This is a genomic window from Bartonella sp. CR84HXZ (assembly GCF_042194535.1).
In the GTDB taxonomy this organism is placed as follows: Bacteria; Pseudomonadota; Alphaproteobacteria; order Rhizobiales; family Rhizobiaceae; genus Bartonella; species Bartonella grahamii.
Genome location: NZ_JBHIMY010000016.1, coordinates 13,036 through 35,614, shown reverse-complemented (window position 1 = coordinate 35,614; position 22,579 = coordinate 13,036). Strand labels below are relative to the sequence as shown.

The 22,579-nt window shown below is 37.4% G+C and carries 21 protein-coding genes; 13 read left to right on the top strand and 8 right to left on the bottom strand.

Going from position 1 to position 22,579, the window contains the following annotated elements; translation table 11 throughout:
* The first annotated feature begins 8 nt into the window (after window positions 1-8).
* Window positions 9-803, top strand: coding sequence for a DNA repair protein RadC (gene radC / locus ACFIKD_RS07460; protein WP_015856410.1), 795 nt, complete (start codon window positions 9-11; stop codon window positions 801-803).
* 44 nt (window positions 804-847) lie between these two features.
* Here the strand turns inward: radC and ACFIKD_RS07455 are convergent, their stop codons facing one another.
* The 4 genes from ACFIKD_RS07455 to ACFIKD_RS07440 all read right to left on the bottom strand — a co-directional run bounded on the left by ACFIKD_RS07455 (window position 848) and on the right by ACFIKD_RS07440 (window position 3,776).
* Window positions 848-1,060 (bottom strand): DUF3126 family protein, encoded by a 213-nt coding sequence (locus ACFIKD_RS07455; protein WP_015856411.1) that lies wholly within the window; start codon window positions 1,058-1,060, stop codon window positions 848-850.
* Window positions 1,061-1,674: 614 nt separating this feature from the next.
* A complete protein-coding gene (locus tag ACFIKD_RS07450) occupies window positions 1,675-2,448 on the bottom strand; it encodes an alpha/beta fold hydrolase (protein WP_375647627.1) in 774 nt (257 codons plus the stop codon).
* Window positions 2,445-2,957, bottom strand: coding sequence for a DUF192 domain-containing protein (locus tag ACFIKD_RS07445; RefSeq protein WP_375647626.1), 513 nt, complete (start codon window positions 2,955-2,957; stop codon window positions 2,445-2,447). The genes ACFIKD_RS07450 and ACFIKD_RS07445 overlap by 4 nt, the downstream gene beginning before the upstream one ends.
* 243 nt (window positions 2,958-3,200) lie before the next feature.
* Window positions 3,201-3,776 carry a cold-shock protein gene (locus tag ACFIKD_RS07440; protein WP_375647624.1) on the bottom strand — a complete coding sequence of 192 codons (576 nt, stop codon included), beginning with the start codon at window positions 3,774-3,776 and terminating at the stop codon, window positions 3,201-3,203.
* 323 nt (window positions 3,777-4,099) lie between these two features.
* On the opposite strand from ACFIKD_RS07440, the gene ACFIKD_RS07435 reads away from it, so the two are divergent.
* The 5 genes from ACFIKD_RS07435 (at window position 4,100) to ACFIKD_RS07415 (ending at window position 8,958) form a co-directional block, all read left to right on the top strand.
* Window positions 4,100-5,233 (top strand): ABC transporter substrate-binding protein, encoded by a 1,134-nt coding sequence (locus tag ACFIKD_RS07435; protein WP_015856415.1) that lies wholly within the window; start codon window positions 4,100-4,102, stop codon window positions 5,231-5,233.
* Window positions 5,234-5,347: 114 nt separating this feature from the next.
* Window positions 5,348-6,424 (top strand): branched-chain amino acid ABC transporter permease, encoded by a 1,077-nt coding sequence (locus ACFIKD_RS07430; RefSeq protein ID WP_273787948.1) that lies wholly within the window; start codon window positions 5,348-5,350, stop codon window positions 6,422-6,424.
* The gene (locus tag ACFIKD_RS07425) at window positions 6,424-7,482 is read left to right on the top strand and encodes a branched-chain amino acid ABC transporter permease (RefSeq protein ID WP_015856417.1); all 1,059 of its coding nucleotides are present in this window, start codon (window positions 6,424-6,426) and stop codon (window positions 7,480-7,482) included. The genes ACFIKD_RS07430 and ACFIKD_RS07425 overlap by 1 nt, the downstream gene beginning before the upstream one ends.
* Window positions 7,479-8,261: an ABC transporter ATP-binding protein gene (locus ACFIKD_RS07420; RefSeq protein ID WP_015856418.1), complete on the top strand. Its 783-nt coding sequence runs from the start codon at window positions 7,479-7,481 to the stop codon at window positions 8,259-8,261. Before ACFIKD_RS07425 ends, ACFIKD_RS07420 begins: the two co-directional genes overlap by 4 nt.
* On the top strand, window positions 8,248-8,958 hold the full coding sequence (locus tag ACFIKD_RS07415) for an ABC transporter ATP-binding protein (RefSeq protein WP_015856419.1): 711 nt from the start codon (window positions 8,248-8,250) through the stop codon (window positions 8,956-8,958). Before ACFIKD_RS07420 ends, ACFIKD_RS07415 begins: the two co-directional genes overlap by 14 nt.
* A gap of 95 nt (window positions 8,959-9,053) precedes the next feature.
* Here ACFIKD_RS07415 and gatA read toward each other — a convergent pair whose 3' ends face one another.
* Together gatA and gatC are read right to left on the bottom strand one after the other, a co-directional pair.
* A complete protein-coding gene (gatA, locus tag ACFIKD_RS07410; RefSeq protein WP_375647623.1) occupies window positions 9,054-10,538 on the bottom strand; it encodes an Asp-tRNA(Asn)/Glu-tRNA(Gln) amidotransferase subunit GatA in 1,485 nt (494 codons plus the stop codon).
* Between the two features lie 31 nt (window positions 10,539-10,569).
* Window positions 10,570-10,857, bottom strand: a complete 288-nt coding sequence (gene gatC, locus ACFIKD_RS07405; RefSeq protein WP_015856421.1) for an Asp-tRNA(Asn)/Glu-tRNA(Gln) amidotransferase subunit GatC — start codon at window positions 10,855-10,857, stop codon at window positions 10,570-10,572.
* Between the two features lie 138 nt (window positions 10,858-10,995).
* On the opposite strand from gatC, the gene ruvX reads away from it, so the two are divergent.
* Window positions 10,996-11,475, top strand: a complete 480-nt coding sequence (ruvX, locus tag ACFIKD_RS07400; protein WP_330167622.1) for a Holliday junction resolvase RuvX — start codon at window positions 10,996-10,998, stop codon at window positions 11,473-11,475.
* Here ruvX and ACFIKD_RS07395 read toward each other — a convergent pair.
* A complete protein-coding gene (locus tag ACFIKD_RS07395; protein ID WP_273787944.1) occupies window positions 11,460-13,079 on the bottom strand; it encodes an acyl-CoA dehydrogenase family protein in 1,620 nt (539 codons plus the stop codon). The genes ruvX and ACFIKD_RS07395 overlap by 16 nt on opposite strands.
* A gap of 125 nt (window positions 13,080-13,204) precedes the next feature.
* On the opposite strand from ACFIKD_RS07395, the gene ACFIKD_RS07390 reads away from it, so the two are divergent.
* From ACFIKD_RS07390 to dprA, 4 genes are read left to right on the top strand one after another with little or no spacing between them, the layout of a single operon-like run.
* Window positions 13,205-14,170, top strand: coding sequence for an aspartate carbamoyltransferase catalytic subunit (locus tag ACFIKD_RS07390; protein ID WP_375647621.1), 966 nt, complete (start codon window positions 13,205-13,207; stop codon window positions 14,168-14,170).
* Window positions 14,167-15,468, top strand: a complete 1,302-nt coding sequence (locus ACFIKD_RS07385) for a dihydroorotase (RefSeq protein ID WP_375644810.1) — start codon at window positions 14,167-14,169, stop codon at window positions 15,466-15,468. Before ACFIKD_RS07390 ends, ACFIKD_RS07385 begins: the two co-directional genes overlap by 4 nt.
* 11 nt (window positions 15,469-15,479) lie before the next feature.
* On the top strand, window positions 15,480-16,112 hold the full coding sequence (gene plsY / locus ACFIKD_RS07380; RefSeq protein ID WP_375647620.1) for a glycerol-3-phosphate 1-O-acyltransferase PlsY: 633 nt from the start codon (window positions 15,480-15,482) through the stop codon (window positions 16,110-16,112).
* Window positions 16,087-17,301: a DNA-processing protein DprA gene (gene dprA / locus ACFIKD_RS07375; protein ID WP_375636078.1), complete on the top strand. Its 1,215-nt coding sequence runs from the start codon at window positions 16,087-16,089 to the stop codon at window positions 17,299-17,301. The genes plsY and dprA overlap by 26 nt, the downstream gene beginning before the upstream one ends.
* Here dprA and ACFIKD_RS07370 read toward each other — a convergent pair.
* Complete coding sequence (locus ACFIKD_RS07370) at window positions 17,231-17,437, bottom strand: hypothetical protein (RefSeq protein ID WP_005773510.1); 207 nt, start codon at window positions 17,435-17,437, stop codon at window positions 17,231-17,233. The genes dprA and ACFIKD_RS07370 overlap by 71 nt on opposite strands.
* Before the next feature lie 265 nt (window positions 17,438-17,702).
* Here ACFIKD_RS07370 and topA point away from each other — a divergent pair, with 265 nt between their 5' ends.
* Window positions 17,703-20,276, top strand: a complete 2,574-nt coding sequence (gene topA / locus ACFIKD_RS07365) for a type I DNA topoisomerase (RefSeq protein WP_375647619.1) — start codon at window positions 17,703-17,705, stop codon at window positions 20,274-20,276.
* A gap of 3 nt (window positions 20,277-20,279) precedes the next feature.
* Window positions 20,280-22,556: a ribonuclease R gene (rnr, locus tag ACFIKD_RS07360; RefSeq protein WP_375647618.1), complete on the top strand. Its 2,277-nt coding sequence runs from the start codon at window positions 20,280-20,282 to the stop codon at window positions 22,554-22,556.
* The last annotated feature ends 23 nt before the right edge of the window (window positions 22,557-22,579 follow it).

Here is a 22,579-nt window from a genome sequence, read left to right as displayed (position 1 = left end):
GAGATGTTATGGCTAAAAAATTAAATCAAAAGGAAAATACTCAAAGTGATCACTTTGCATTAACATCGAGTTCTCCACTCACCCCAGTATCAGAAAGAAAAAGTGAAGCCCCTCAGAAAAACGCACAGCTCCATAAACATTATCAAGGACACCGTGAGCGTCTTCGGAAGCGTTATTTAAAGTCAAAAGGAAATGCAATCGAAGATTATGAATATCTTGAATTATTGCTTTTTCGTACAATACCCCGTGCAAACACAAAACCCATAGCTAAAAATTTGATAGCACGTTTTGGTTCATTAGCTGATGTGTTGGGAGCAGATATTCACCGACTTCAAGAAATTCCAGGATGTGGTCCCGCCACTGCAATTGATTTAAAAATTATTTCAGATGTTGCTGGACGTCTTGCTCGTGCGCAATTGTTTAAACGTGATATTTTTTCATCATGGGATAAAGTGTTAGCTTATTGTAAAGCTGTTATGGCTCACGAAACACGTGAACAATTTCGTATTTTGTTTCTTGATAAGAAAAACGGCTTACTTGCTGATGAGGTGCAACAAACTGGAACCATTGATCATACCCCTGTTTATCCTCGTGAAGTTATTTCTCGAGCTTTAGAGTTATCCGCATCAGGACTTATCTTAGTCCACAATCATCCTTCTGGCGATTCCACCCCCTCTGATGCAGATATAACAATGACATATAGATTAAAAGATGCAGCAAATGCGTTAGGCATTATTATCCATGACCATCTTATTATTGCACGAAATAATCATACGAGCTTTAAAGCATTAAAACTTATATAAATCTTATGGGATAAAAAAGACTTCATTCAACTATGAACAACAAATCAATTTTCTAAATCAATATCTAATATAGCCATTGAGAAATTATAGGAGAGCTCATCTTCATCTTCATCTCGATAGATAATGCCTAAAAACTCATCTCCCATATAAACCTCACAAGAATCACTCTTTTTAGGCCGTGCTCTAACTTGCAATGCTGAGTTTTGGAATATATTTTTTAAATAATTATCAAGTTTTTTTATTTCATCAGCATTCACTATGCTCTCCTGTTTTTTTAACGATTTAAATAACTGCGTGTCGCGCAAATAAGACAACCTCATGATTCTGTAAAGTTAGTAAAAAAGCTTAATCTGAATATTTACTTAATATTACATATATTTACAACGCGCTTTATACATTTATAAAAAACTTTTACAAAAGGATTCTATCATTATTAAATATACCCGTATAGATTAAAAAATGGCAAAAACTGTATATTTTTAATAATTTTACTTTATCTCCAATTTTAGCATACGCATTTAGAATGCATATTCGTAAGAAAAATTGATCAATAATTTATAATTTTGTTCCTTTTATAAAGGATAAAAATAATAATACTTTTTTTATTTAAAATTACATTTTTTAGAAAAAAATATTATTATATCATTCAAAAATAATTCTTTTTAATAAATTTTAAAGTATAATTATCTAACCCTAGAAGAATTACATCTCTAAAAAATATACAAAATAGGCTAATAAGAGTTTAGCTTTCTTCCCATTTTTTATAAAAAACTTATGTCACAATAGAAAAATTTTTAAATAAGCTTTATTCAATTTATACGAGATAAAAATACTGAGTATTTTTGTAAATGCTAAAATCTATGAAGAATGCTTATCTTATAGGATAACGAGAAAGAAAATCTATAACGCCTTTTTTATAAACTTTATCGCCTACAGCAAGCATATGATCTCGACCAGGAATTGATAAAGCTTCACCACAAGGCAATAAAGCTGCTAATGGCTCTGCAGCACCGCCAATTTCATCTAATGAACCAACTGCAACAAGTGAAGGTTGCTTAATTTTGTAAACTTCAGACGCCGTTAACTCCTGTTTTGATGTAATGATACAAGCAGCAAGAGCACGCCTATCGCTTTTCGTTTGATCTGCAAATTTACGGAACATTAAACCGCGCGTATTGGTAATGGTAGAAATATCTTCTGCTAAAAGTGCCTCAGCAACAGGCTCCCAATTTCCCGCTCCCATTACCATACCAATACCTAAACCACCAAAAATAACACTGTGTACATATGTTGGATGCAAAAGAGCCATGAAAGCACTAATACGAGCCCCCATAGAATATCCCATAACATGGGCTTTAGATATCTCTAAATGCTGTAGTAACTTTATTGCGTCGCCAGCCATAGCTTGAGGTGTATAAAAGACAGGATCATAACTTTTAACTGAATCTCCGTGACCGCGATTATCAAGAGCAATAACACGATATCCTGCTTCAGTGAGAATGCGAAACCAACCCGTTGCATACCAATTCACTCGTGCAGAAGATCCAAAACCATGAATCAACAAAACAGGCGCGCCCTGCCCTTCTTCTCGATAAGCAAATCGCAAACCATTATATTCAAAAAAACGAATATCTTCAGCGGTCATTTTTTATTGCACTTTCCACAAAGTAAAGGATGAATAACACGTTGCCCTTTTTGTATCTTTTTTTCAGAAACTTCACCAGCGTTAATCTCAAGTGCAAAAGCTGCAGGAACTTCTGATGAAATGGTATTTGTCGAAAATGGAGAAGTGTTTTCAATAATCGATACAATAATTCCCTCAGAGTTTAAGAAAATCATATCTAAAGGTAAAGGCGTATTTGCCATCCACATAAAAATTTTCTGTTCATCTCCCGATTGAGAACTTTTTAGCTGCTTAAAGAGCATTGCACGATCGCGTGGAAAATCAGTCCGATACATTAAACCAGCTGCTGCTTGAGACGGCGTAAAAGCAACCTCTACCTTATAATAAACCGTACCTTGTTTTGTATGTATTTCTAAAGGAATCGGATGAACAGGAATCTCTATGGGCTTTTTTGCTACAACAACACGCATTTCTAACATAAAAAGCATTACCAGTAAAACAATATGCTCCTTTTTAAAAGGCTTTAACATTCTTGTCTCCACCACAGAAAATTTTTAAATTTTGTTTCTAAAATAAAAAGTACCAGAGTTTAAAAGTCAAAAAAATAAGAGGGTTGCCCCCTTGTTGTTTTCTAGTTTCTTTCAACGTAATACGCGCAACTTTCTCCATTTGGTTTATGGATTCACTAGAGCCATATTTTCTTTAAAAACCTACCTCTATAGAAATTTACGGAATAACCCCCTTTAAAAACATACTGTTTTCATTCGTGAAATTCAATGCGTAGCTAAAGGAATGCCTATATCCGGATAAATCTCTGCTGTCATTAAACCTTTTTCTCCTTTACCAAAACGTACAAGAACAACTTGGCCGGAACGAAGCTCTGCTAAACCAAAACGGCGCAACGTTTCCATATGAATAAAAATATCTTCTGTTCCTTGCCCACGGCTAAGAAAACCGTACCCTTTGTCACGATTAAACCATTTAACAATTGCACGTTCTAGTCCACTTTCTGGAGTAACAACAACATGGGTACGGGCTGGAACTTCTGATGGATGAATTGCTGAAGAACAATCTATGGATTTCACCTGAACACACTTTAACCCTCTTTCAGTTCTTTCCACAGCACAAATAACTTTCGCTCCCTCCAAAGCTGTTTGAAAACCATCCCTTCGCATTACCGTAACATGCAATAATATATCGGGGAAATGAGGTAAATCAGGTACAATAAATCCATACCCCTTACTACCATCAAACCACTTAATGACACCACTGATTTCGATAATCTCCCCACAAGCACCTATACTATCTTCAGATAGGGGACAATCTTTTAATGCATCCTTACTCGTCATAATAACGTGATCCTGTAGCTTATAAATTGTACGATATTGATTCTCTAGGTTTAAGTAAACATTGCTCTTGTATCAACACGCAAGCCCCAAGATAAGATTTCCCCATATTGTCGTATCTTCTATGTTAATGTCAGAGAATATCAACATGAATATTTATAAAACTATTTGATTGTAAGCTTTACATATCTTACAAAGAGTGCCCTACAAAAGAGGTTATATGAAAGGTTTTTTACATAATGATATTTTCATAAATGTGTAACTTGCATGATGAAGAAGTTCAATATAAGGTGAAAAAACAACAATTCAATTAAGGAAAATGCGCAATGCAATTGAAGAAAATCCTTACGACAATCACAGCATTCATGGCATTTACTGCAAATGTTTATGCAAGTGAACCTATCAAAATTGGTGTTTATCTTCCATTAAGTGGTCAAAATGCATTTGGAGGTCAGCTTGAAATTAGAGGTATAGAATTAGCCCATAAAAAAATTCCAGAAATTTTAGGACGTAAAGTAGAACTTGTTATTATTGATAATAAGTCTGATAAAGTAGAAGCAGCTAATGCTGTTATGCGTTTAACAGCAAGTGAAAAAGTAAGTGGAATCATTGGTAGCTATGGTTCCTCGCTTTCGTTGGCAGGTGGTGAAATATCTGAAAAAGCAAAGACTCCAACCATTGCAACTTCCTCAACAAGTCCTCTTGTTACACAGGGTAAAAAATATTATTTCCGCGCTTGTTTTATTGATTCCTATCAAGGAGTGGGAATCGCGACTTACATAAGTCAAACTTTACACGCAAAAAAAGCAGCTATCCTCAAAGATATTTCAAACGATTATGCCATTGGTCTTGCAAGCTACTTTATGCGTGCTTTCAAAAAATTAGGTGGTGAAGTTGTCTCAAATTTAAACTATAATTCCGGAGATCAGGATTTTTCAGCTGTTCTTACGCAAATTATCGCGCAAAAACCTGATATCTTATTCATTCCATCTTACTTTTCTGAAGGTGCTATCATTATGAAACAAGCACGAGAATTAGGAGCAAAGTTTCAAATTATGGGTGGAGATGCTATGGATAATCCAGAAACCATTGCGATTGCAGGAAAAGCTTCAGAAGGTTTCTTACATACGACACTTCCCTATAGTGAGGATATGCCAAATATGTCAGTAGCTGCGCAAGAATTCACAGCAGAATGGAAAAAAGAGTATCCTGACAAAGAACCGAATATCAATTCTGTTTTGGGATATACGAGTTATATGATGTTCATGAAGGCTATTGAAAATGCTGGTAGCGCTGATCGTGAAAAAATTACTATCGCTCTTAGCAAATTAAAAGATTTTCAAACCCCCTTCGGTGATATGTCAATGGATGAAAATCATAACCCTAAGATTCCTATTGGTATCATTAAAATACAGGATGGAAAACGTGTTTATTTAGAAGAGGTTAAACCTGCTTTTTAATTAAAAAGTTTTACTTATTAAAATGCAAGAATTGGTTGAGGATCTTTTTCTCAACCAAAAACTTAGAAATTTCTTGTTATCCTATGTAAATTAACAAATGTGGAAGGATGAGAGATGAGCACTGAAATGTTCATCCAGTATTTTTTTAATGCACTGGCATTGGGATCTCTTTATGGGCTTATCGCTATTGGTTACACCATGGTCTACGGTATACTGAGACTCATTAATTTTGCTCACGGTGATATCTTTATGCTGGGAGCATATTTTGTTTTCTTTTCCACAATTAGCTTTATGCCTGCTTGGGCAGCACTTCTTCTTTTGTTTCTCGCGGCTCTTATTTATTATTCGGTCTTTATAGGGTTTAAAAGGCGCCCTTCAATTTACTGGATTGCTGTTTTTTTAATCCTTGCGTTAGGTTTTGTTTATTATTTTAAAATTTCTCCACAAGATTTTACCCCGATTTGGGTTTTAGCTCTTTGTTTTTCCATTTTTATTACAAGTGCAGTGGGTATTATTGTTGATCAACTTGCCTATAAACCTCTACGCCATGCTCCGCGTATCTCGGCGCTTATCGGTGCAATTGGTGTTTCTTTTTTTATTGAAAATCTTTCTACTGTACTCTTTAGTGGTGTTCCGAAAGGTGTAAAACAACCAGATTTTCTTGTAACACCATTTTTATGGCATTTAGGATCAGGAGCAGATGGTATCATTAGAATTGCTCCCATGTCTCTGATCGTTCCCGTTGTGTCATTGATTCTTATTGTTTTACTGTTATGGATTATCCATAAAACAAAACCGGGTCTTGCTATGCGTGCAATCTCCCATGATATTGAAACGACGCGTTTGATGGGTGTGTCTGTCAATAAAGTTATTGCATTTACATTTGGAATAGGCTCAGCTCTTGCCGCTATAGCAGGTATTATGTGGTCTTTACGTTATCCTCAAATTCAGCCTTATATGGGCGTTCTTCCTGGTCTCAAAGCATTTATCGCTGCTGTTATCGGAGGTATTGGTTCGATACCAGGAGCAATGTTGGGAGGATTGTTATTAGGGTTTATTGAAATTATGATTATCGCATTTTTCCCCGCGCTATCTGGATATCGAGATGCCTTCGCTTTCATTTTATTGATTCTGATTTTATTGATATTGCCCACAGGATTAATGGGTAAAAAAAGTCAGGAGAAAATCTAATGGCAAAGTCAGTGACAACTGTTTTATCTTGTATAAGTGTTTTAGTTCTCATAGGTTTTTTATTTTATGCTGATAGCCATTTTAATGACTATACGCTTCGTATCATAAATCTGATTGCTATTAATGCGATATTGGCAATTTCGCTTAATTTGATTTACGGTTTCACAGGTATGTTTTCTCTTGGACATGCTGGATTTATGGCTATTGGTGCTTATGTTTGCGCAATTTTACTTCTTTCCCCTGAACAAAAAGAAATGATGTGGATTCTGGAGCCTATCGCTGAACCATTGTATCATCTGCAATTACCTTTTTTTGTCGCTGTTGTTATAAGTGGTTTATGTGCTGCAGTTGTAGGTTTATTGATTGCTTTGCCAATATTACGTCTTGGTGGTGATTATCTTGGAATTGCAACATTGGGTTTTGCAGAAATTATTCGCATTGTCATTACGAACGCAACATCGCTTACAAATGGCTCTTTAGGTATCAAGGGAATACCTCAAAATGCAACATTATGGTGGAACTATGGTTGGTTAGCATTTACTGTTCTCTTTATTGTCCTTTTACTGCAAAGCAATACTGGTAACGTATTACGTGCCATTCGTGATGATGAAATTGCTGCGAAAACTATGGGAATTAACGCTTTTTTCTACCGTAGTTTTTCTTTTACTGTTGGAGCGTTTTTTGCAGGTATAGGTGGAGCATTAATGGCTGCTCTTATTTCAACCATTGATCCCAAAATGTTTAATTTTCTTCTAACTTTTAATATTTTGATGATTGTAGTTGCTGGTGGTCTCGGCTCAATTACAGGAAGCATTATTGGCAGCATTATTATTACAGTTATGCTTGAATGGCTTCGTATTATTGAAAGTCCATTTGACTTAGGTTTCATACATATTCCAGAAACACCAGGGCTTCGTATGGTTGTTTTTTCTCTTTTATTGCTGGTAATTATCTTGTTTTGGAGAAAAGGGTTGATGGGACAACGAGAATTCTCATGGAATGGAATTTATAGCTTTTTGACACGCAAAAAGCTTTCTAATACTGAGGGAAAGCTATGAACGACACCATCCTTTCACTCAATAATATTGTAATGCGTTTTGGCGGATTAGTTGCTGTAAATAATATTAATATGGCAATTAAACGAGGAAGTATTACTGGATTAATTGGTCCCAATGGCGCTGGAAAAACAACCGTTTTCAATATGATTTCTGGATTTTATGCTCCTACAAGCGGCGTCATTCTTTTTGATGAGCAAAAAATTTCTGGAGCGCCTCCTTATATTATCTGTAGACGCCATATTGCCAGAACATTTCAAAATATTCGTCTTTTCTCAGGGTTAACGGTTTTGCAGAATGTTATGGTAGGAGCGCATGTTCGACAAAAATATCCTTGGTTTTCTTCAGCTCTATTTTTTTCAAAAGCAATGAAAGAAAAGAAGGAAGTTTATAAAAATTCCTTGGAGCTCCTTGAGCAGCTACAGCTTGATCACCTTGCCAATCAATCGGCAACAGCTTTACCTTATGGTGTGCAACGACGTCTAGAAATTGCACGCGCGTTAGCCACAAAGCCCAAATTGCTTCTTCTTGATGAACCTGTTGCTGGCATGAATCCACAAGAAAGTGAAGATCTTAGAAAATTCATAGCAAAAGTGCAAAAAGACTTTGATCTTACAATTCTTCTTATTGAGCACGATATGAAAGTGGTTATGGGGCTTTGCCAACATATTTTGGTTATGGAATATGGCTGTTGCATTGCCAATGGTACACCAGATGAAATTCGTAATAACCCTAAAGTTATTGAAGCTTATCTTGGCGGAGATGTTTATGGATATTCTTAAAATAAAAAATCTTTACGTTCATTATGGCGCCATTAAAGCTGTCCAAAATCTTTCTATGTCCATAAAAAAGGGAAGTATTGTCACTTTAATTGGAGCCAATGGTGCTGGAAAAAGCAGTATTGTACGTTCTATTACAGGACTTAATCGCTCTGTTTATGGAAAAATTACCTATAATGGCAAATCTATTATTAAAAAATCACCAGAAGAGATTTTGCGATTAGGTATTGCTCTAAGTCCTGAAGGACGCCGTATCATGCCCCATCTCACTGTTTTAGAGAATCTTCATCTAGGTGCTTATATCCGTCATGATAAGCAGGGAATTTCCCGTGATATTGAATGGATATTTGATCTTTTTCCGCGCCTACGAGAAAGAGCAAAACAGTTGGGAGGAACAATGTCAGGTGGTGAACAACAGATGGTTGCTGTGGGCCGTGCACTCATGAGCAATCCTGATATGGTCATATTAGATGAACCATCGTTGGGATTGGCTCCGCTTCTCGTTCGAGAAATTTTTTCGATTATTAGAAAAATTAATGAGATGGGAAAAACTGTTCTTCTTATTGAACAAAATGCATTTGCTGCGCTTTCTATAGCTGACTATGCTTATATTTTAGAGGTAGGACATATTTTATTTCACGGTGAAGGTAAAACTATGCTCTCTGATTCGCGTGTTAAAGAAGCCTATCTTGGTGGATAAAGACTACGAATTGAGGAAATAGAGCTCATCCCTCCACCTTTTAAAAAAGCATTTCTCGTTCTCAATGAGAAATGCTCCTTTGTAAAGTTTGATTATTACATCCACCATTTTTCTGCACTGAATATCCCTGCTTCTTTTTCAATAATGTGCGCTATCTGAAAAATGACTTCTTCAGCAAAAGGTTTACCAATCAATTGCAATCCTAGAGGTAAACCATTTGATGACAGACCTGCAGGAACAGAGATTCCTGGTAAACCAGCCATATTAACGGGTACCGTAAAAATGTCATTAAGATACATTGCTACAGCATCATTTTTTATTTTTTCATCAGCTATACCAAAGGCAGGTGTTAGTGTTGCTGGTGTCAGAATAGCATCAATGCCTGAAGCAAAACATTGATCAAAATCACGTTTTACGAGTGTTCTTACTTTTTGAGCTCTTAGATAACAGGCATCATAATAACCAGATGAAAGAACATAAGTCCCAACCAAAATACGTCGCTTGACTTCATCACCAAAACCAACAGAGCGCGTGTTTTCATACATCTCAATGATGTCTTTTCCAGGCACGCGTAGACCAAAACGCACACCATCATAACGCGCTAAATTAGAAGAGGCTTCTGCAGGAGCTATAATATAATAAGAAGGTAGAGCATATTTTGTATGGGGCAAAGAAATGTTCTTAATCTCAGTTCCTGCTTCCTTTAACCAACTTATGCCTTTTTTCCAAAGCTCAATAATTTCTGGAGACATTCCATCCATATGATATTCTTTTGGGATACCAATTTTCATTCCTTTAATTGATTGACCAAGATAACTTTCATAATCAGGAACTGGTAAATTCACGGAAGTAGAATCTTTTTCATCAAAAGAGGCCATTGATCTTAGTAAGATAGCACAATCACGAACATCTCTAGCAACAGGTCCAGCTTGATCAAGGGATGAAGCAAATGCAACAACGCCCCACCGTGAACAACGTCCATAAGTTGGCTTTATTCCTACAGTTCCAGTAAAAGCTGCTGGTTGACGTATTGAGCCACCTGTATCGGTTGCAGTTGCACCGGCACAAATTTGTGCAGCAACAGCGGCAGCAGATCCTCCCGAAGAACCACCGGGTACGAGTTTTTCATTCGAGTCTTTTTTTCTCCACGGATTAATAACGGGACCATAATATGATGTTTCATTGGATGAGCCCATAGCAAACTCATCCATATTAAGTTTTCCTAACATTACAGCACCGTCTTGCCATAAATTAGCCGTGACAGTTGATTCATAATGCGGTTTAAAACCATCAAGGATATGTGAACAGGCTTGAGTATGAACACCATAGGTTGCAAAAAGATCTTTAATCCCCAAAGGAATTCCTTCTAAAAGCCCTCCCTGCCCTCTCGCTAAGCGACTATCTGATTCAGCAGCCATTTTCATTGCCTGTTCTGCTGTTATTGTTACATAAGCATTCAAAATTGGATTAGCTGATTCTATTGCTTGTAAATAAGCTTCCGTTAATTCTGTTGCTTTGAGATTTTTCTTTATTAGAGAATCACGAGCTTGCGCAATTGTGAGGGTTGTTAAATCGGTCATATTGGTTCTCAAATTTCAAAAATATAAAAAGTTACTCAACAATTTTTGAGACAAGAAAAAAATTTTCTTCTGTAACAGGGGCATTGGCTACAATATCTGCTGCTTTATCGCCATCTGTAACACTATCTTCACGCATTCGTAGAGTCATCGGCATCACAGATGTTAATGGCTCAACTCCACTGACATCAACTTCATTCAATTGCTCTACAAAACCTAAAATAGCATTGAATTTTTTTGTCACAGGTTCTATCTCATCATCGTGGATAGCAATCCGCGCTAAATGTGCGACCCGCTTGACGGTCTCTTGATCAACAGACATACTATTTACGCCTTTCTGTTTTTATTAATCTTTATTCTGGCTATACAAGGCTGAGCTTGCAAGCGCAAGAATATTAGATAACATGAATGAAGAATATAACCATTAGATCTGAAACATTAAAAAACGCATTATACCCTTATGACCGTTATTAATATAAACGAAGTTATGACACATCTTTTGCCTGGACAAACAATAGCAGGCTTAGATTTAGGGACAAAAACTATCGGAATTGCGATTTCTGATATGGGGTTGACTGTCTCAAATCCGCGTCCTGTACTACAGCGAAAAAAATTTACAGAAGATGCTTACACACTTATTAAAATTTTTGACCGTGAAAATGTAGGCGTTATTATCATCGGCTTACCCCTTAACATGAATGGGAGCAGCGGTTCTCGTGTTCAAGCAACCAGAGCTTTTGTGAGCAATATGAAAGCTTATACAAAAATTCCATTTGTTTTTTGGGACGAACGTCTGTCAACAATTGCTGCAGAGCGTTCTCTTCTAGAAATGAATGTATCGCGCGCTAAAAGAGCAAGCCGAATTGATTCGGCAGCCGCTGCTTTTATATTGCAAGGTGCTCTCAATAGAATTCAAAACTTTCATCATATGGAAGGATAGAGGACATTGAGCAAATGCCCTGCATTATATCGTGCAATGAGCATCCCGTAGGAAGATCTCCACTGTCCCCCAAGACGGCTTTCCATATAGGCATTTGCAACATGTTCTATGTCTGTAGAACGTAATGCTGCTGCTGCTGCTGCATAGGCTACCTGTTCAACAAAAAACCTTCCTGCACCTTCATTTGCTGATGCCATATCACCTGCTGACTTAATAATTTCAATTGCTCGTGGTCCCGCTGGTCCAATATCAAGAGCAATTTTTTCTAACAATTTCTGAAACAGTCCCGGTGCTTTTTCAGCAATAAGAATGGCATCCTTTACCAATTGATTAGCAGAACTATTTCTCACAATTCGTGCAGGCCCATTATGCAACATTTGCGATAATGGATTATTCTCTATAAAACTTTCAATACCAAGTTGTGCAATAATTTCACCAATAATAGGCACAACCAATTGACTTACGTGATAAGCAATAATAGGTGTCATAATGCGGGCAAAAGCTGCTTCAGAACGGTCATTTGCTGCATTGTCAAATGCTCTCGCTAAACGCAAAACCAATGCTTGTGAAGCAGCTATATCTAATGCAATATCTGCAAAAATACGTTCTGTCAGTGGTGGTAAAGGTTGATTGGGCATTTTTTTCCGGAAAAAATCTATGCCAAATTGAAGAGCCGCTCGCAAAACACCTGCCGATATTACTGATTGATCGAAACGCATCATCGTCTCGATATCTTTAATAACTTTAAGCCCTTCTCCAGCATTTCCCAAAAGCCAACCATAACTGCCTTGGAAATCAACAACACCCTCTGGTGTTAAAAGTTCTCCAGAACGCTGAATTAAATGACGAATCGATATAAATCCATTTAATGCGCCATTTTCTTGTATGCGTGGAATAAAAAAACAACTTAAATGACCATTTAAATCTGCACTAACAAGATATCCGTCAGCGGTAGGATTAATAACATTGGTTTTTACAACATTTAAACGATATAGATCACGTTCCATACTTTCATCGAAAGAAATCTTCTTAACACTTGGAAAATTAAAAGCGTATTTTTCAATATCATCAAATGCACAAGTTAGAGAAGCAGCCTTTTTATGATGAATAGGCTTTGATGAGGAATCATATTGGCGTGATAAAAGTACATTTTGCCATTTTTTGAAGAGCTCAATATCACTAATTAACACAGCAATAGCTGCACTCGTTATGATAACTTCATTCAAATGTCCTGTTTCTAAACCAGCAGATAAAGCTAAACGAATCGCACGCGCTTGATAGCGTACTCCATTTTCTGAGCTCGTATTTTCCCAAAGTGAGGTAACCAAACCAGCTTGTCTAGAATATTGTTGAAGAGCTTGATAGGAAGAATGGATCTCTAATTTTTCCGTCGGTTGCCCCCATTCATCATTATAACACAATAAAGGCTTATAATGATTTGCCAAGCAAGAGAGTTTCCATGCTTCTCGACTCGCTGCAAAGTCTCCTATTTCTTCAAAACTTGCTAACAAAAACTTAGGCAAAGTAGAGGCAATACGAAACATAAGCGTATCGCTAAGAAATGTATTTTTTCGACGATTATTTTGCGCAGATACAGCACTCATAGGTATATTCCTACATTCAAACCATTCATATCATAGACTATTTGTCTTTTTAGAGTTAAGAAACATTTATCATATTCAAACAAATGCTTGTTTAACCTGTTTAGAGAGAGATAAAGAAGAATGCTATGATTCAAGATAATTTTTTTCCACTTTTCCCTCATCAACATCTTTTAGCTATTAAAGATCTAAGTGTACAAGATCTTAATACATTGCTTGATCGTGCAGAAGCAAATGTTATCCTTTCTAACAAAATTGATAAAATAAAATCTACTTTGCATGGACGGACTCAAATTAATCTCTTTTTTGAAGCCTCTACGCGAACACAATCTTCTTTTGAATTAGCGGGTAAAAGGCTAGGTGCACACGTGATGAGTCTTGCGATCGGCAACTCATCTGTAAAAAAAGGAGAAACATTACTTGATACAGCTGCAACTCTCAATGCGATGAAGCCGGATATACTGGTTTTTCGCCATAACAGTGCAGGAGCGGCAGCTTTATTAGCGCAAAAAGTTGATTGTTGTGTCATTAATGCAGGTGATGGTGCTCATGAACATCCAACACAGGCTTTATTAGATGCTCTAACCATTAAAAGAGCAAAAGGTCATATTGAAGGATTAACTGTTGCGATTTGTGGAGATATCTTACACTCACGTGTTGCCCGTTCCAATATCCTGAGTCTCAATGCTTTGGGTGCTCGTGTTCGTGTTGTTGCTCCCTCAACACTCTTACCCGCAGAAATCACTCATATGAGTGTTGAGGTTTTTAACACAATGAAAGAAGGTCTTAAAAATGCTGACGTTATCATGATGTTACGCTTACAGCATGAACGGATGACAGGTTCTTTTATTCCCTCTACGCATGAATATTTCCATTATTTTGGCTTACATAAAGAAAATTTAGCCTATGCCAAAAATGATTCCATTATTCTGCATCCTGGCCCAATAAACCGTGGTGTAGAGATTGCATCTGACATAGCAGATGGATCACAAAGTATGATTCATACACAAGTAGAAATGGGAATTGCAGTGCGTATGGCGGTCATGGAGGCTTTATTAGATTCACGCGCAAAGATCAGTGGAGAAAAAAAATGATAAAACCAATTGTTTTTCAAAATGCTCGTATTATTGATCCTTCACGCGCAGTCGATGAAATTGGTACAGTTATTGTTGAAAATGGACGGATTATAGCCGCTGGAAAAGATGCTCTGAATCAGGGTTTCCCAGAAGAAGCAGAAATTGTTAACGCACAAAACAAAGCAATTCTCCCTGGCCTTGTTGATGCGCGCGTTTTTGTTGGAGAATTAGGGAATGAACACTGTGAAACAATCGCATCAACAAGTCAATCCGCCGCCGCAGGTGGTATTACTTCTTTCCTCATGATGCCAGATACGCGTCCAGTCATTGATAATGTGGCACTTGTTGAATTTATTAGGCATACAGTACAAGAAAAGTCATCGGTCAATATTTATCCCGTTGCTGCGATCACACAAGGTTTCAACGGACAGCAAATAGCGGAATTCGGCTTACTAAAAGATGCAGGAGCTGTTGCCTTTTATGAAGGAAAAAAAACGCTTCAAAGTTCATCTGTTATGCGACGTGCAATGACTTATGCGCGTGATTTTGATGTTCCATTGATGCATGAAACGCAAGATAAAGATCTTACAGGACAAGGTGTGATGAATGAAGGGCTGCTCGCCAGTTGGCTTGGTCTTTCTGGCATCCCCCGCGAAGCAGAAGTTATCCCACTTGAAAGGGATCTGCGATTAGCAGTATTAACGCAAACACGCTATCATGCCGCTCAAATATCAACAGCACTCTCTGCTGATGCACTTCGTTTAGGTAAAAAACGCAGTGAGAAAATTTCAGCGGGTATATCTATTAATCATTTATCTTTCAATGAAAATGACATTGGTGAATATCGCACCTCTTTTCGCTTAATGCCCCCATTGCGTACAGAAGAAGACCGTATAGCAATGATTGAAGCAATAAAGGATGGGACTATAGATGTTATTGTCTCTTCTCATGATCCTCAGAGTAACGATACAAAACATTTACCATTTAATGACGCAGCGGTTGGCGCTATTGGTATGGAGACTTTATTGAGTGCAGCCTTACGCCTTTACCATGATGAGAGCCTATCTCTTCTACGGATAACTGAACTTTTGTCAACGGCGCCTGCAAAGCTCTTTGGACTCAATGCAGGAACACTGAAGAAAGGTGCTCATGCAGACCTTATTGTGGTTGATCTTGAAGAACCATGGGTTGTTTCGAAAGAGAAGCTCTATTCACGTTCAAAAAATACCCCTTTTGAGAATGCACGTTTTCAAGGACGCGTGCTCCAGACCATTGTGAAAGGGAAAACCGTTTTTAAACTTGATCAACAAACTTAATGAGATTTTTAATGAATGAAGCAGAAATATTTTTTCAGTCCACTCCATGGTTTATTTTCCTCATATCTTATATCATTGGCTCGATTCCATTTGGTCTTCTTTTTACGAGATTAGCCAAACTTGGCGATGTGAGAACAATTGGTTCCGGCAATATTGGAGCTACAAATGTTTTACGAACAGGAAATAAAAAACTTGCTGCTCTAACACTTCTTTGTGATATGTTGAAAGGAACTATCGTTGTTTTCGTTATAAAGTTTTTTAGTGATCCGCTAGACAATAGTATCCTTGTTTCTCTAGCAGGTTTTTTTGTTTTCTTAGGGCATCTTTTCCCCATATGGCTTAAATTTAAAGGCGGCAAAGGTGTTGCTACCTATCTAGGGATCTGCTTAGGAATCTATTGGCCTGCAGCAATTGTTTTTATTATTGTATGGATAACGATTTTTCTCCTCACACGCTATTCTTCATTATCCGCACTCGTTTCTGTTGTTATAACTGCGATATTTGTTTTTTACTTTTCCGATCCTTATTTCTATTTTATGCTGATTGTGATGAGCATATTTGTGTATATAAAGCATTACGCAAATATCGGTAGATTATTAATTGGGGAAGAAAGTAAGATTGGGACTCAAAACGGGGATAAATAAAGGAATCCTGCTCACTGATCGTCAACGTCTAAATTGGTTACGGTTGTTGCGTAGTGAAAATATTGGAGCAGTGAGTTTTCGCAATCTCATTGATCATTATAAAACAGCAGAAAATGCTCTGGAAGCGCTGCCAGAGCTTAGTAGAAAAGGCGGTGGTTCTGTATCTATTAAAATAGCAAGCTTAGAAGATGCAGAAAAAGAAATACAAAAAGCGAAAAGATTAGGTGTTCGGTTTATCGGTATGGGAGAACCAGATTATCCAGCTTTTCTTAAGGTTACAGAAGCCCCTCCGCCGCTTATTGCTATCAAAGGTAATGTTTCAATTTTTCAAAAAACTTCTATTGGAATTATAGGTTCTCGAAATGCTTCAGCTGCGGGAAAAAAGCTTACGGCTCAATTTGCGCGTTTTCTCGGAGAAGCAGACTTTGTAACAATTTCTGGGCTCGCTCGTGGAATTGATAGCGTTGCGCATCAAGCAAGTTTAAAAACAGGAACTGTTGCAGTTATGGCTGGGGGAATTGATCATATCTATCCTCCTGAAAATAAAAAGTTGCATGAAGATATTATCGCCAATGGTGGAGCCATCATCAGCGAAATGCCCATTTCTTGGAAGCCGCGTGCTATCGACTTTCCAAGAAGAAACCGTATTATTGCAGCTCTATCACTTGGTCTCTTGGTTGTAGAGGCAGCCCTGCGCTCAGGGTCCTTAATTACCGCACGTCAAGCAGCTGAAATGGGGCGGTTAATTTTTGCCATTCCCGGCTCACCACTTGATCCAAGATCTGTTGGTACAAACAATCTTATCAAGGACGGTGCTCTACTCACCACACATCCTTCTGACATCATAGAAACACTTACGCCATTAATTTCACCGCTTCCAAATTCGCAACTCAATTTTTTTGAGGAACCATCCTCTTTACAACTTGAAAAGGAGAATTTCAATTTAGCAGATGAAAAAAACAGCGGTCCCTCTTTAGCAGGTGATGATGCAGCACGTGCAGCAGTTCTCTCCGCTCTTTCAACAACGCCAATCGATTTAGACACTCTCAGCACCCACACAGGTGTTTCACTTCCAACTCTCTACCTCTTGTTGGTAGAACTCGAGCTTGCTGGAAAGCTTATTCGACACTCTGGTGGTTGTGTGTCATTGTCGAATCTTGATCTTCCCCAAGAGCCTCAGCACTATTAATAATGCTTTGCCCTTCTTTGGCAACCATATCCAAAAGCAATGCTAAAAGCGGACTATGCGCCTGACGCGCCATCTGATTCATTTGCTTAGACATGTCTGTAATATATTGGATAACTTTTAAATGATTTATAAACATAATCCTCTATCCTTGAGCATTTCCCCTCCTACCTCTCAATAGACGTTATCTTAGTATTTCGTCGTATGTTTTTGTAATAACAGTGGAAAATAAATCGTGTAATTCTATATAGGGTGTATTCTAATAATAACAATCATAAGTTGTACAATATTCATGTTTTTTATATGGCTAATATTTTTTTATGTGCTCTTAAGCAATTGTCATTAGCTATTCGCGTAAAAGGCGTTTATAAAAAAGTTTTTTATTTCAATATTTGGGTAAAATTATGAATATCGTTATCGTTGAATCTCCAGCAAAAGCAAAAACAATTAATAAATATCTTGGGTCTCAATACAAAGTTGTCGCATCATTTGGACATGTTCGTGATTTACCTGCAAAAGATGGTTCTGTTTTACCGGATCAAGATTTTTCTATGAAATGGGATATAGATTCTTCTGCCGCTAAACGTTTAAATGAAATAGCAAAAGCCGTTAAAGAAGCCGATAGCCTTATATTAGCAACAGACCCTGATCGTGAAGGGGAAGCTATTTCATGGCATATTCTGGATGTTCTTCGTCAAAAAAAAGTTTTAAAAGATAAACCTATTAAAAGAGTTGTCTTCAATGCCATCACCAAAAAGTCTGTGCTTGATGCTATGAACAATCCACGTGATATTGATACATCACTTGTAGATGCTTATCTTGCACGTCGCGCACTTGATTATCTCGTTGGTTTTACACTTTCACCTGTTTTATGGCGGAAACTCCCTGGTGCACGTTCAGCAGGACGCGTTCAATCGGTTGCTTTGCGTATTATTTGTGATCGTGAATCAGAAATAGAACATTTTATCAAAGAAGATTATTGGTCCGTTACAACACAGTTAGAAACCATCCGAAATGATAGTTTCCAAGCAAGATTGACAATGTTTAATCAAAGAAAAATAGGCAAGCTTGATATTCAATCTCAAGAACAAGCAGACCAAATTCGCTTTATGTTGGAGAAAGCCCAATATCATACACTCAGTGTTGAAGCAAAACCTACAAAGAGAAATCCTCTTCCTCCATTTACAACCTCCACACTACAACAAGCAGCTTCTTCAAAATTAGGATTTTCAGCTTCTCGCACTATGCAAATTGCCCAAAAGCTTTATGAAGGCATTGAAATTAATGGTGAAACGGCAGGGCTTATTACTTATATGCGTACCGATGGTGTGCAAATAGCACCAGAGGCTATTGATTCAGCACGAAAAGTTATTCATGAAACTTTCGGTAAAGACTATATTCCTGAAAAACCACGTTTTTATTCAACAAAGGCAAAAAATGCACAGGAAGCACACGAAGCGATCCGTCCAACAGATTTTCAACGCAATCCTAGTCAAGTCCGTAATTTTCTTGATAGCGATCAAGCAAAGCTCTATGAGCTGATATGGAAGCGTGCTATTGCCAGCCAAATGCGTTCTGCTGAAATTGAACGCACAACTGTTGAAATTGAAGCACAGCAAGGAGAAAACCGTGCAAATCTACGAGCAACAGGATCTGTTATTCGCTTTGATGGCTTTATTTCCGTCTACACCGATCAACGAGACGAAGAAAATAATGAAGAAAATGAAACAACACGTTTACCACAAATAAACACTGGTGAAGCACTTACAAAAGAAAAAGTTGAATCTGCACAGCATACCACAGAGCCCCCTTCTCGTTATTCTGAAGCTTCATTAATTAAAAAGCTTGAGGAGTTAGGAATTGGTCGTCCTTCAACTTATGCCTCCACATTGGCGACATTGTGTGACCGTGGATATATTGTAATTGATAAACGAAAGCTTATTCCCGATGCTAAGGGACGTATTGTTACGGCCTTTCTTGAAAATTTTTTTAATCGCTATGTAGAATATGGTTTCACAGCAGATCTTGAAGAAAAGCTGGATCTTATCTCTGATGGAAAACTTTCTTGGAAAGACGTATTGCGAGATTTTTGGGATGGATTTAATGCATCTATTAGCAATATCCAAGAACTCCGTATAACCAACGTTCTTGATGTTTTAAATGTAACATTAGCACCTCTCGCCTTTCCTGAACGTGAAGATGGAAGTGATGTGCGTTCCTGTCCTCTTTGTAAAAATGGTCAATTATCATTAAAACTCGGTCGTTATGGTGCTTTTGTTGGCTGTTCCAATTATCCCGAATGTAAGTACACACACCAACTCGGTACAGATACTGGAGAAGAGAATGAAGCTGTGCGCAATGATGAACCTGTTATCCTTGGTATTGACCCTGAAACAGGAAAAGATATCTCTCTTCGTAATGGCCGTTTTGGTCCCTATATTCAACTTGGTGAAAGCAAAGAAGTTAAGCGTGCAGGACTACCAAAAGAATGGCAGGCAGAAAATGTAACCCTTGATAAAGCCTTGGCTTTATTATCCCTTCCCCGTGAAATTGGCATTCATCCTGAAACTGGAAAAACAATCACAGCTACGATTGGACGATATGGTCCCTATCTTAGCCATAACGGAAAATCTGCGCGCCTTCTTCATACAGATGAAGTTTTTGATATTGGTATCAATCGCGCTGTTACAGTATTGGCAGAGCAACAAGAAAACAAAACCAAGCAAAGCAGAACAACACCTGCAGCATTGGCAACATTAGGAGAGCATCCCGAAGGAGGAACCATTACCGTGCGCAACGGGCGTTATGGTCCTTATGTTAATTGGGGTAAAATTAATGCAACATTGCCAAAAGATAAAGATCCCATTAGTGTAACACTGCCAGAGGCATTAGAACTTATATCGGCTAAAGCATCGAGTAAAAAAACAACTTCAAAAAGAGCTTCTTCTAAAACAAAAGCAAAAATAAAAGAGACATAAATTTTGGCTAAAGGTGAAAAAAACATAAAATATCTCTCTTCATTCAAGGGGAAAAATTTTCCCGATAAGGAAGAAATCCTTTCCTTTATAAATGAGAATCCTAACCACTCAAGTAAACGAGAAATCGCCAAAGCTTTTAACTTAAAAGGCGATTCCCGTATTTGGCTTAGAGATATATTACGTGAGTTAAAGGATCAAAATCCTATCTCTAAACAACGCAAAAGAGCAATAAACAAAGGAAAATTACCTCCTGTTACTTTAGTAAAAATTAGCGGACGTGATAAAGATGGGAGTTTTATTGCACAACCTCTTGAATGGGAAGATTCTCCAAAGCCCAATATTGAAATACACTCTTTTCATCACATAAAAGGAAGTAGCATTGGTGTTGGAGATCATATTCTTATAAAAGTTTTTCGAAATAAAAATTCTGAAAGCTCAAGCCCCCCTTATATGGGACGAATTATTCGTAAAATTGATGTATCTCCCAAAAGCGCATTTGCTGTTGTACGAAAATTTGAAAATAATCAATGGCGCCTTGATCCTATAGACCGCAAAACCAGTGAACTCATTGTTGAAATGTCTCCAGAAATGAAGATTGAAATTGGTGATCTCGTTGAAGTCGAAATTAAAAAAAATACTGGTTACGGATTAAAGAGCGCAAAAATAAAGAATGTTTTAGGGCATATTAAGAGTGAAAAAACACTCTCAATGATAGCGCTTCTTTCGAAAGGAATTCCTTATATTTTTCCTGAAAGTGTTCTTGAGCAAGTCAAACATATCAAAGCTGCCAATATGGATAATCGTGAAGATTGGCGACAATTACCATTTATTACAATTGATCCACCAGATGCAAAAGACCATGATGATGCAGTTTATGCAACCAAGGATAAGGACCCAGCAAATAATGATGGTTGGATTATTATTGTGGCCATTGCAGATGTTTCTTACTATATCAAAACAGGAAGCGCATTAGATAAAGAAGCATTGAAACGCGGAAATTCTGTTTATTTTCCCGATACCGTTGTGCCAATGTTACCTGAACGCCTTTCTCATGATTTATGTTCTCTGCGTGAAGGAAAAGAAAGACCAGCTTTAGCCGTTCGTATGATTTTTGATGCAAACGGTAATAAACGAAAACATAGTTTTCATCGTACTATGATTCGTGTAAGAGCCAAACTTTCTTATCAAGAAGTACAATTGGCAATTGAAGGGAATATAAATGAAAAAACAGCCGCTCTTTTTGAGAGCATTTTGCAACCCTTATGGGAAGCCTATGCATGCCTTAAAGCTGCGCGAAATCGTCGCCAACCACTAGAGTTAGAAATTGCAGAAAAAAAGATTATTCTTGATCAAAATGGATGCATAAAAGATGTTGTGAGTGAAACACAATTAGAAGCGCATCGTTTAATTGAAGAGTTTATGATACAAGCCAATATTGCAGCTTCTGAAACATTAAAACAACATCACCAGCCCCTCATTTATCGTATTCATGAAAAACCTTCTCTTGCTAAGCAAGAAATACTTCGGAGCTTTCTTCAAAGTTTGGGGATACCACTCTCCCGCGGAAGCGAACTTACCTCAGCGCGCCTTAATAGCATTCTGGCAAAAGTGACGAATACACCACAAAAAGAATTGATCAACCAAGTTATTCTGCGCTCACAATCTCAAGCTGAGTATAATCCAAAAAATATCGGCCACTTTGGTTTAAACCTACATAACTATACACATTTTACATCCCCCATCCGTCGTTATGCTGATCTTATTATTCATCGAGCACTCATTAAAACGCTGAAATTAGGAAATGATCAATTAACAGATACACAAGAACAAAATCTTGCAGAAATTGCTACGCAAATTTCTTTATACGAGCGCCGTGCAATGATGGCTGAAAGGGAAACTATTGATCGGCTTGTTGCTCACTATTTAACGAATAAAATCGGCCGTATTTTTACAGGTCGCATTTCCGGAGTGACAAAAGCAGGTCTTTTTATCTCACTTGATAAACTCAATACAGATGGTTTTGTCCATATTTCTACACTTAAAAATGATTATTATCATTTTGATGAAGCACAACATGTTCTTGTAGGACAGCGTAGCCATAAAGGCTATCAGCTCAGTGATGTTGTAGAAGTAAAACTTATAACGGTACAACCTTTTGCTGGCGCTTTATGCTTTGAACTCTTAACAAAACCTCGTCCAATAAAATTTTCACCGACATCCTACCATAAAAACAAATTAAAAAAACAAAAGCATACCTTTTATGGGAAAAGAAAAAATTAAGCTTCTTGTCCTCCATTAAATAG

Excerpts from the sequence above, each read along its gene's own strand:
- ACFIKD_RS07445 (WP_375647626.1), bottom strand. The coding sequence starts at position 2,957 with ATGTTAAAGCCTTTTAAAAAGGAGCATATTGTTTTACTGGTAATGCTT.
- ACFIKD_RS07395 (WP_273787944.1), bottom strand. The coding sequence starts at position 13,079 with ATGAGTGCTGTATCTGCGCAAAATAATCGTCGAAAAAATACATTTCTT.
- ACFIKD_RS07415 (WP_015856419.1), top strand. The coding sequence starts at position 8,248 with ATGGATATTCTTAAAATAAAAAATCTTTACGTTCATTATGGCGCCATT.
- ACFIKD_RS07390 (WP_375647621.1), top strand. The coding sequence starts at position 13,205 with ATGATTCAAGATAATTTTTTTCCACTTTTCCCTCATCAACATCTTTTA.
- ACFIKD_RS07370 (WP_005773510.1), bottom strand. The coding sequence starts at position 17,437 with ATGTTTATAAATCATTTAAAAGTTATCCAATATATTACAGACATGTCT.
- ACFIKD_RS07420 (WP_015856418.1), top strand. The coding sequence starts at position 7,479 with ATGAACGACACCATCCTTTCACTCAATAATATTGTAATGCGTTTTGGC.
- ACFIKD_RS07385 (WP_375644810.1), top strand. The coding sequence starts at position 14,167 with ATGATAAAACCAATTGTTTTTCAAAATGCTCGTATTATTGATCCTTCA.
- gatA (WP_375647623.1), bottom strand. The coding sequence starts at position 10,538 with ATGACCGATTTAACAACCCTCACAATTGCGCAAGCTCGTGATTCTCTA.
- ACFIKD_RS07430 (WP_273787948.1), top strand. The coding sequence starts at position 5,348 with ATGAGCACTGAAATGTTCATCCAGTATTTTTTTAATGCACTGGCATTG.
- topA (WP_375647619.1), top strand. The coding sequence starts at position 17,703 with ATGAATATCGTTATCGTTGAATCTCCAGCAAAAGCAAAAACAATTAAT.
- radC (WP_015856410.1), top strand. The coding sequence starts at position 9 with ATGGCTAAAAAATTAAATCAAAAGGAAAATACTCAAAGTGATCACTTT.
- ruvX (WP_330167622.1), top strand. The coding sequence starts at position 10,996 with ATGACCGTTATTAATATAAACGAAGTTATGACACATCTTTTGCCTGGA.
- ACFIKD_RS07440 (WP_375647624.1), bottom strand. The coding sequence starts at position 3,776 with ATGACGAGTAAGGATGCATTAAAAGATTGTCCCCTATCTGAAGATAGT.
- ACFIKD_RS07450 (WP_375647627.1), bottom strand. The coding sequence starts at position 2,448 with ATGACCGCTGAAGATATTCGTTTTTTTGAATATAATGGTTTGCGATTT.
- plsY (WP_375647620.1), top strand. The coding sequence starts at position 15,480 with ATGAATGAAGCAGAAATATTTTTTCAGTCCACTCCATGGTTTATTTTC.
- gatC (WP_015856421.1), bottom strand. The coding sequence starts at position 10,857 with ATGTCTGTTGATCAAGAGACCGTCAAGCGGGTCGCACATTTAGCGCGG.
- ACFIKD_RS07425 (WP_015856417.1), top strand. The coding sequence starts at position 6,424 with ATGGCAAAGTCAGTGACAACTGTTTTATCTTGTATAAGTGTTTTAGTT.
- ACFIKD_RS07435 (WP_015856415.1), top strand. The coding sequence starts at position 4,100 with ATGCAATTGAAGAAAATCCTTACGACAATCACAGCATTCATGGCATTT.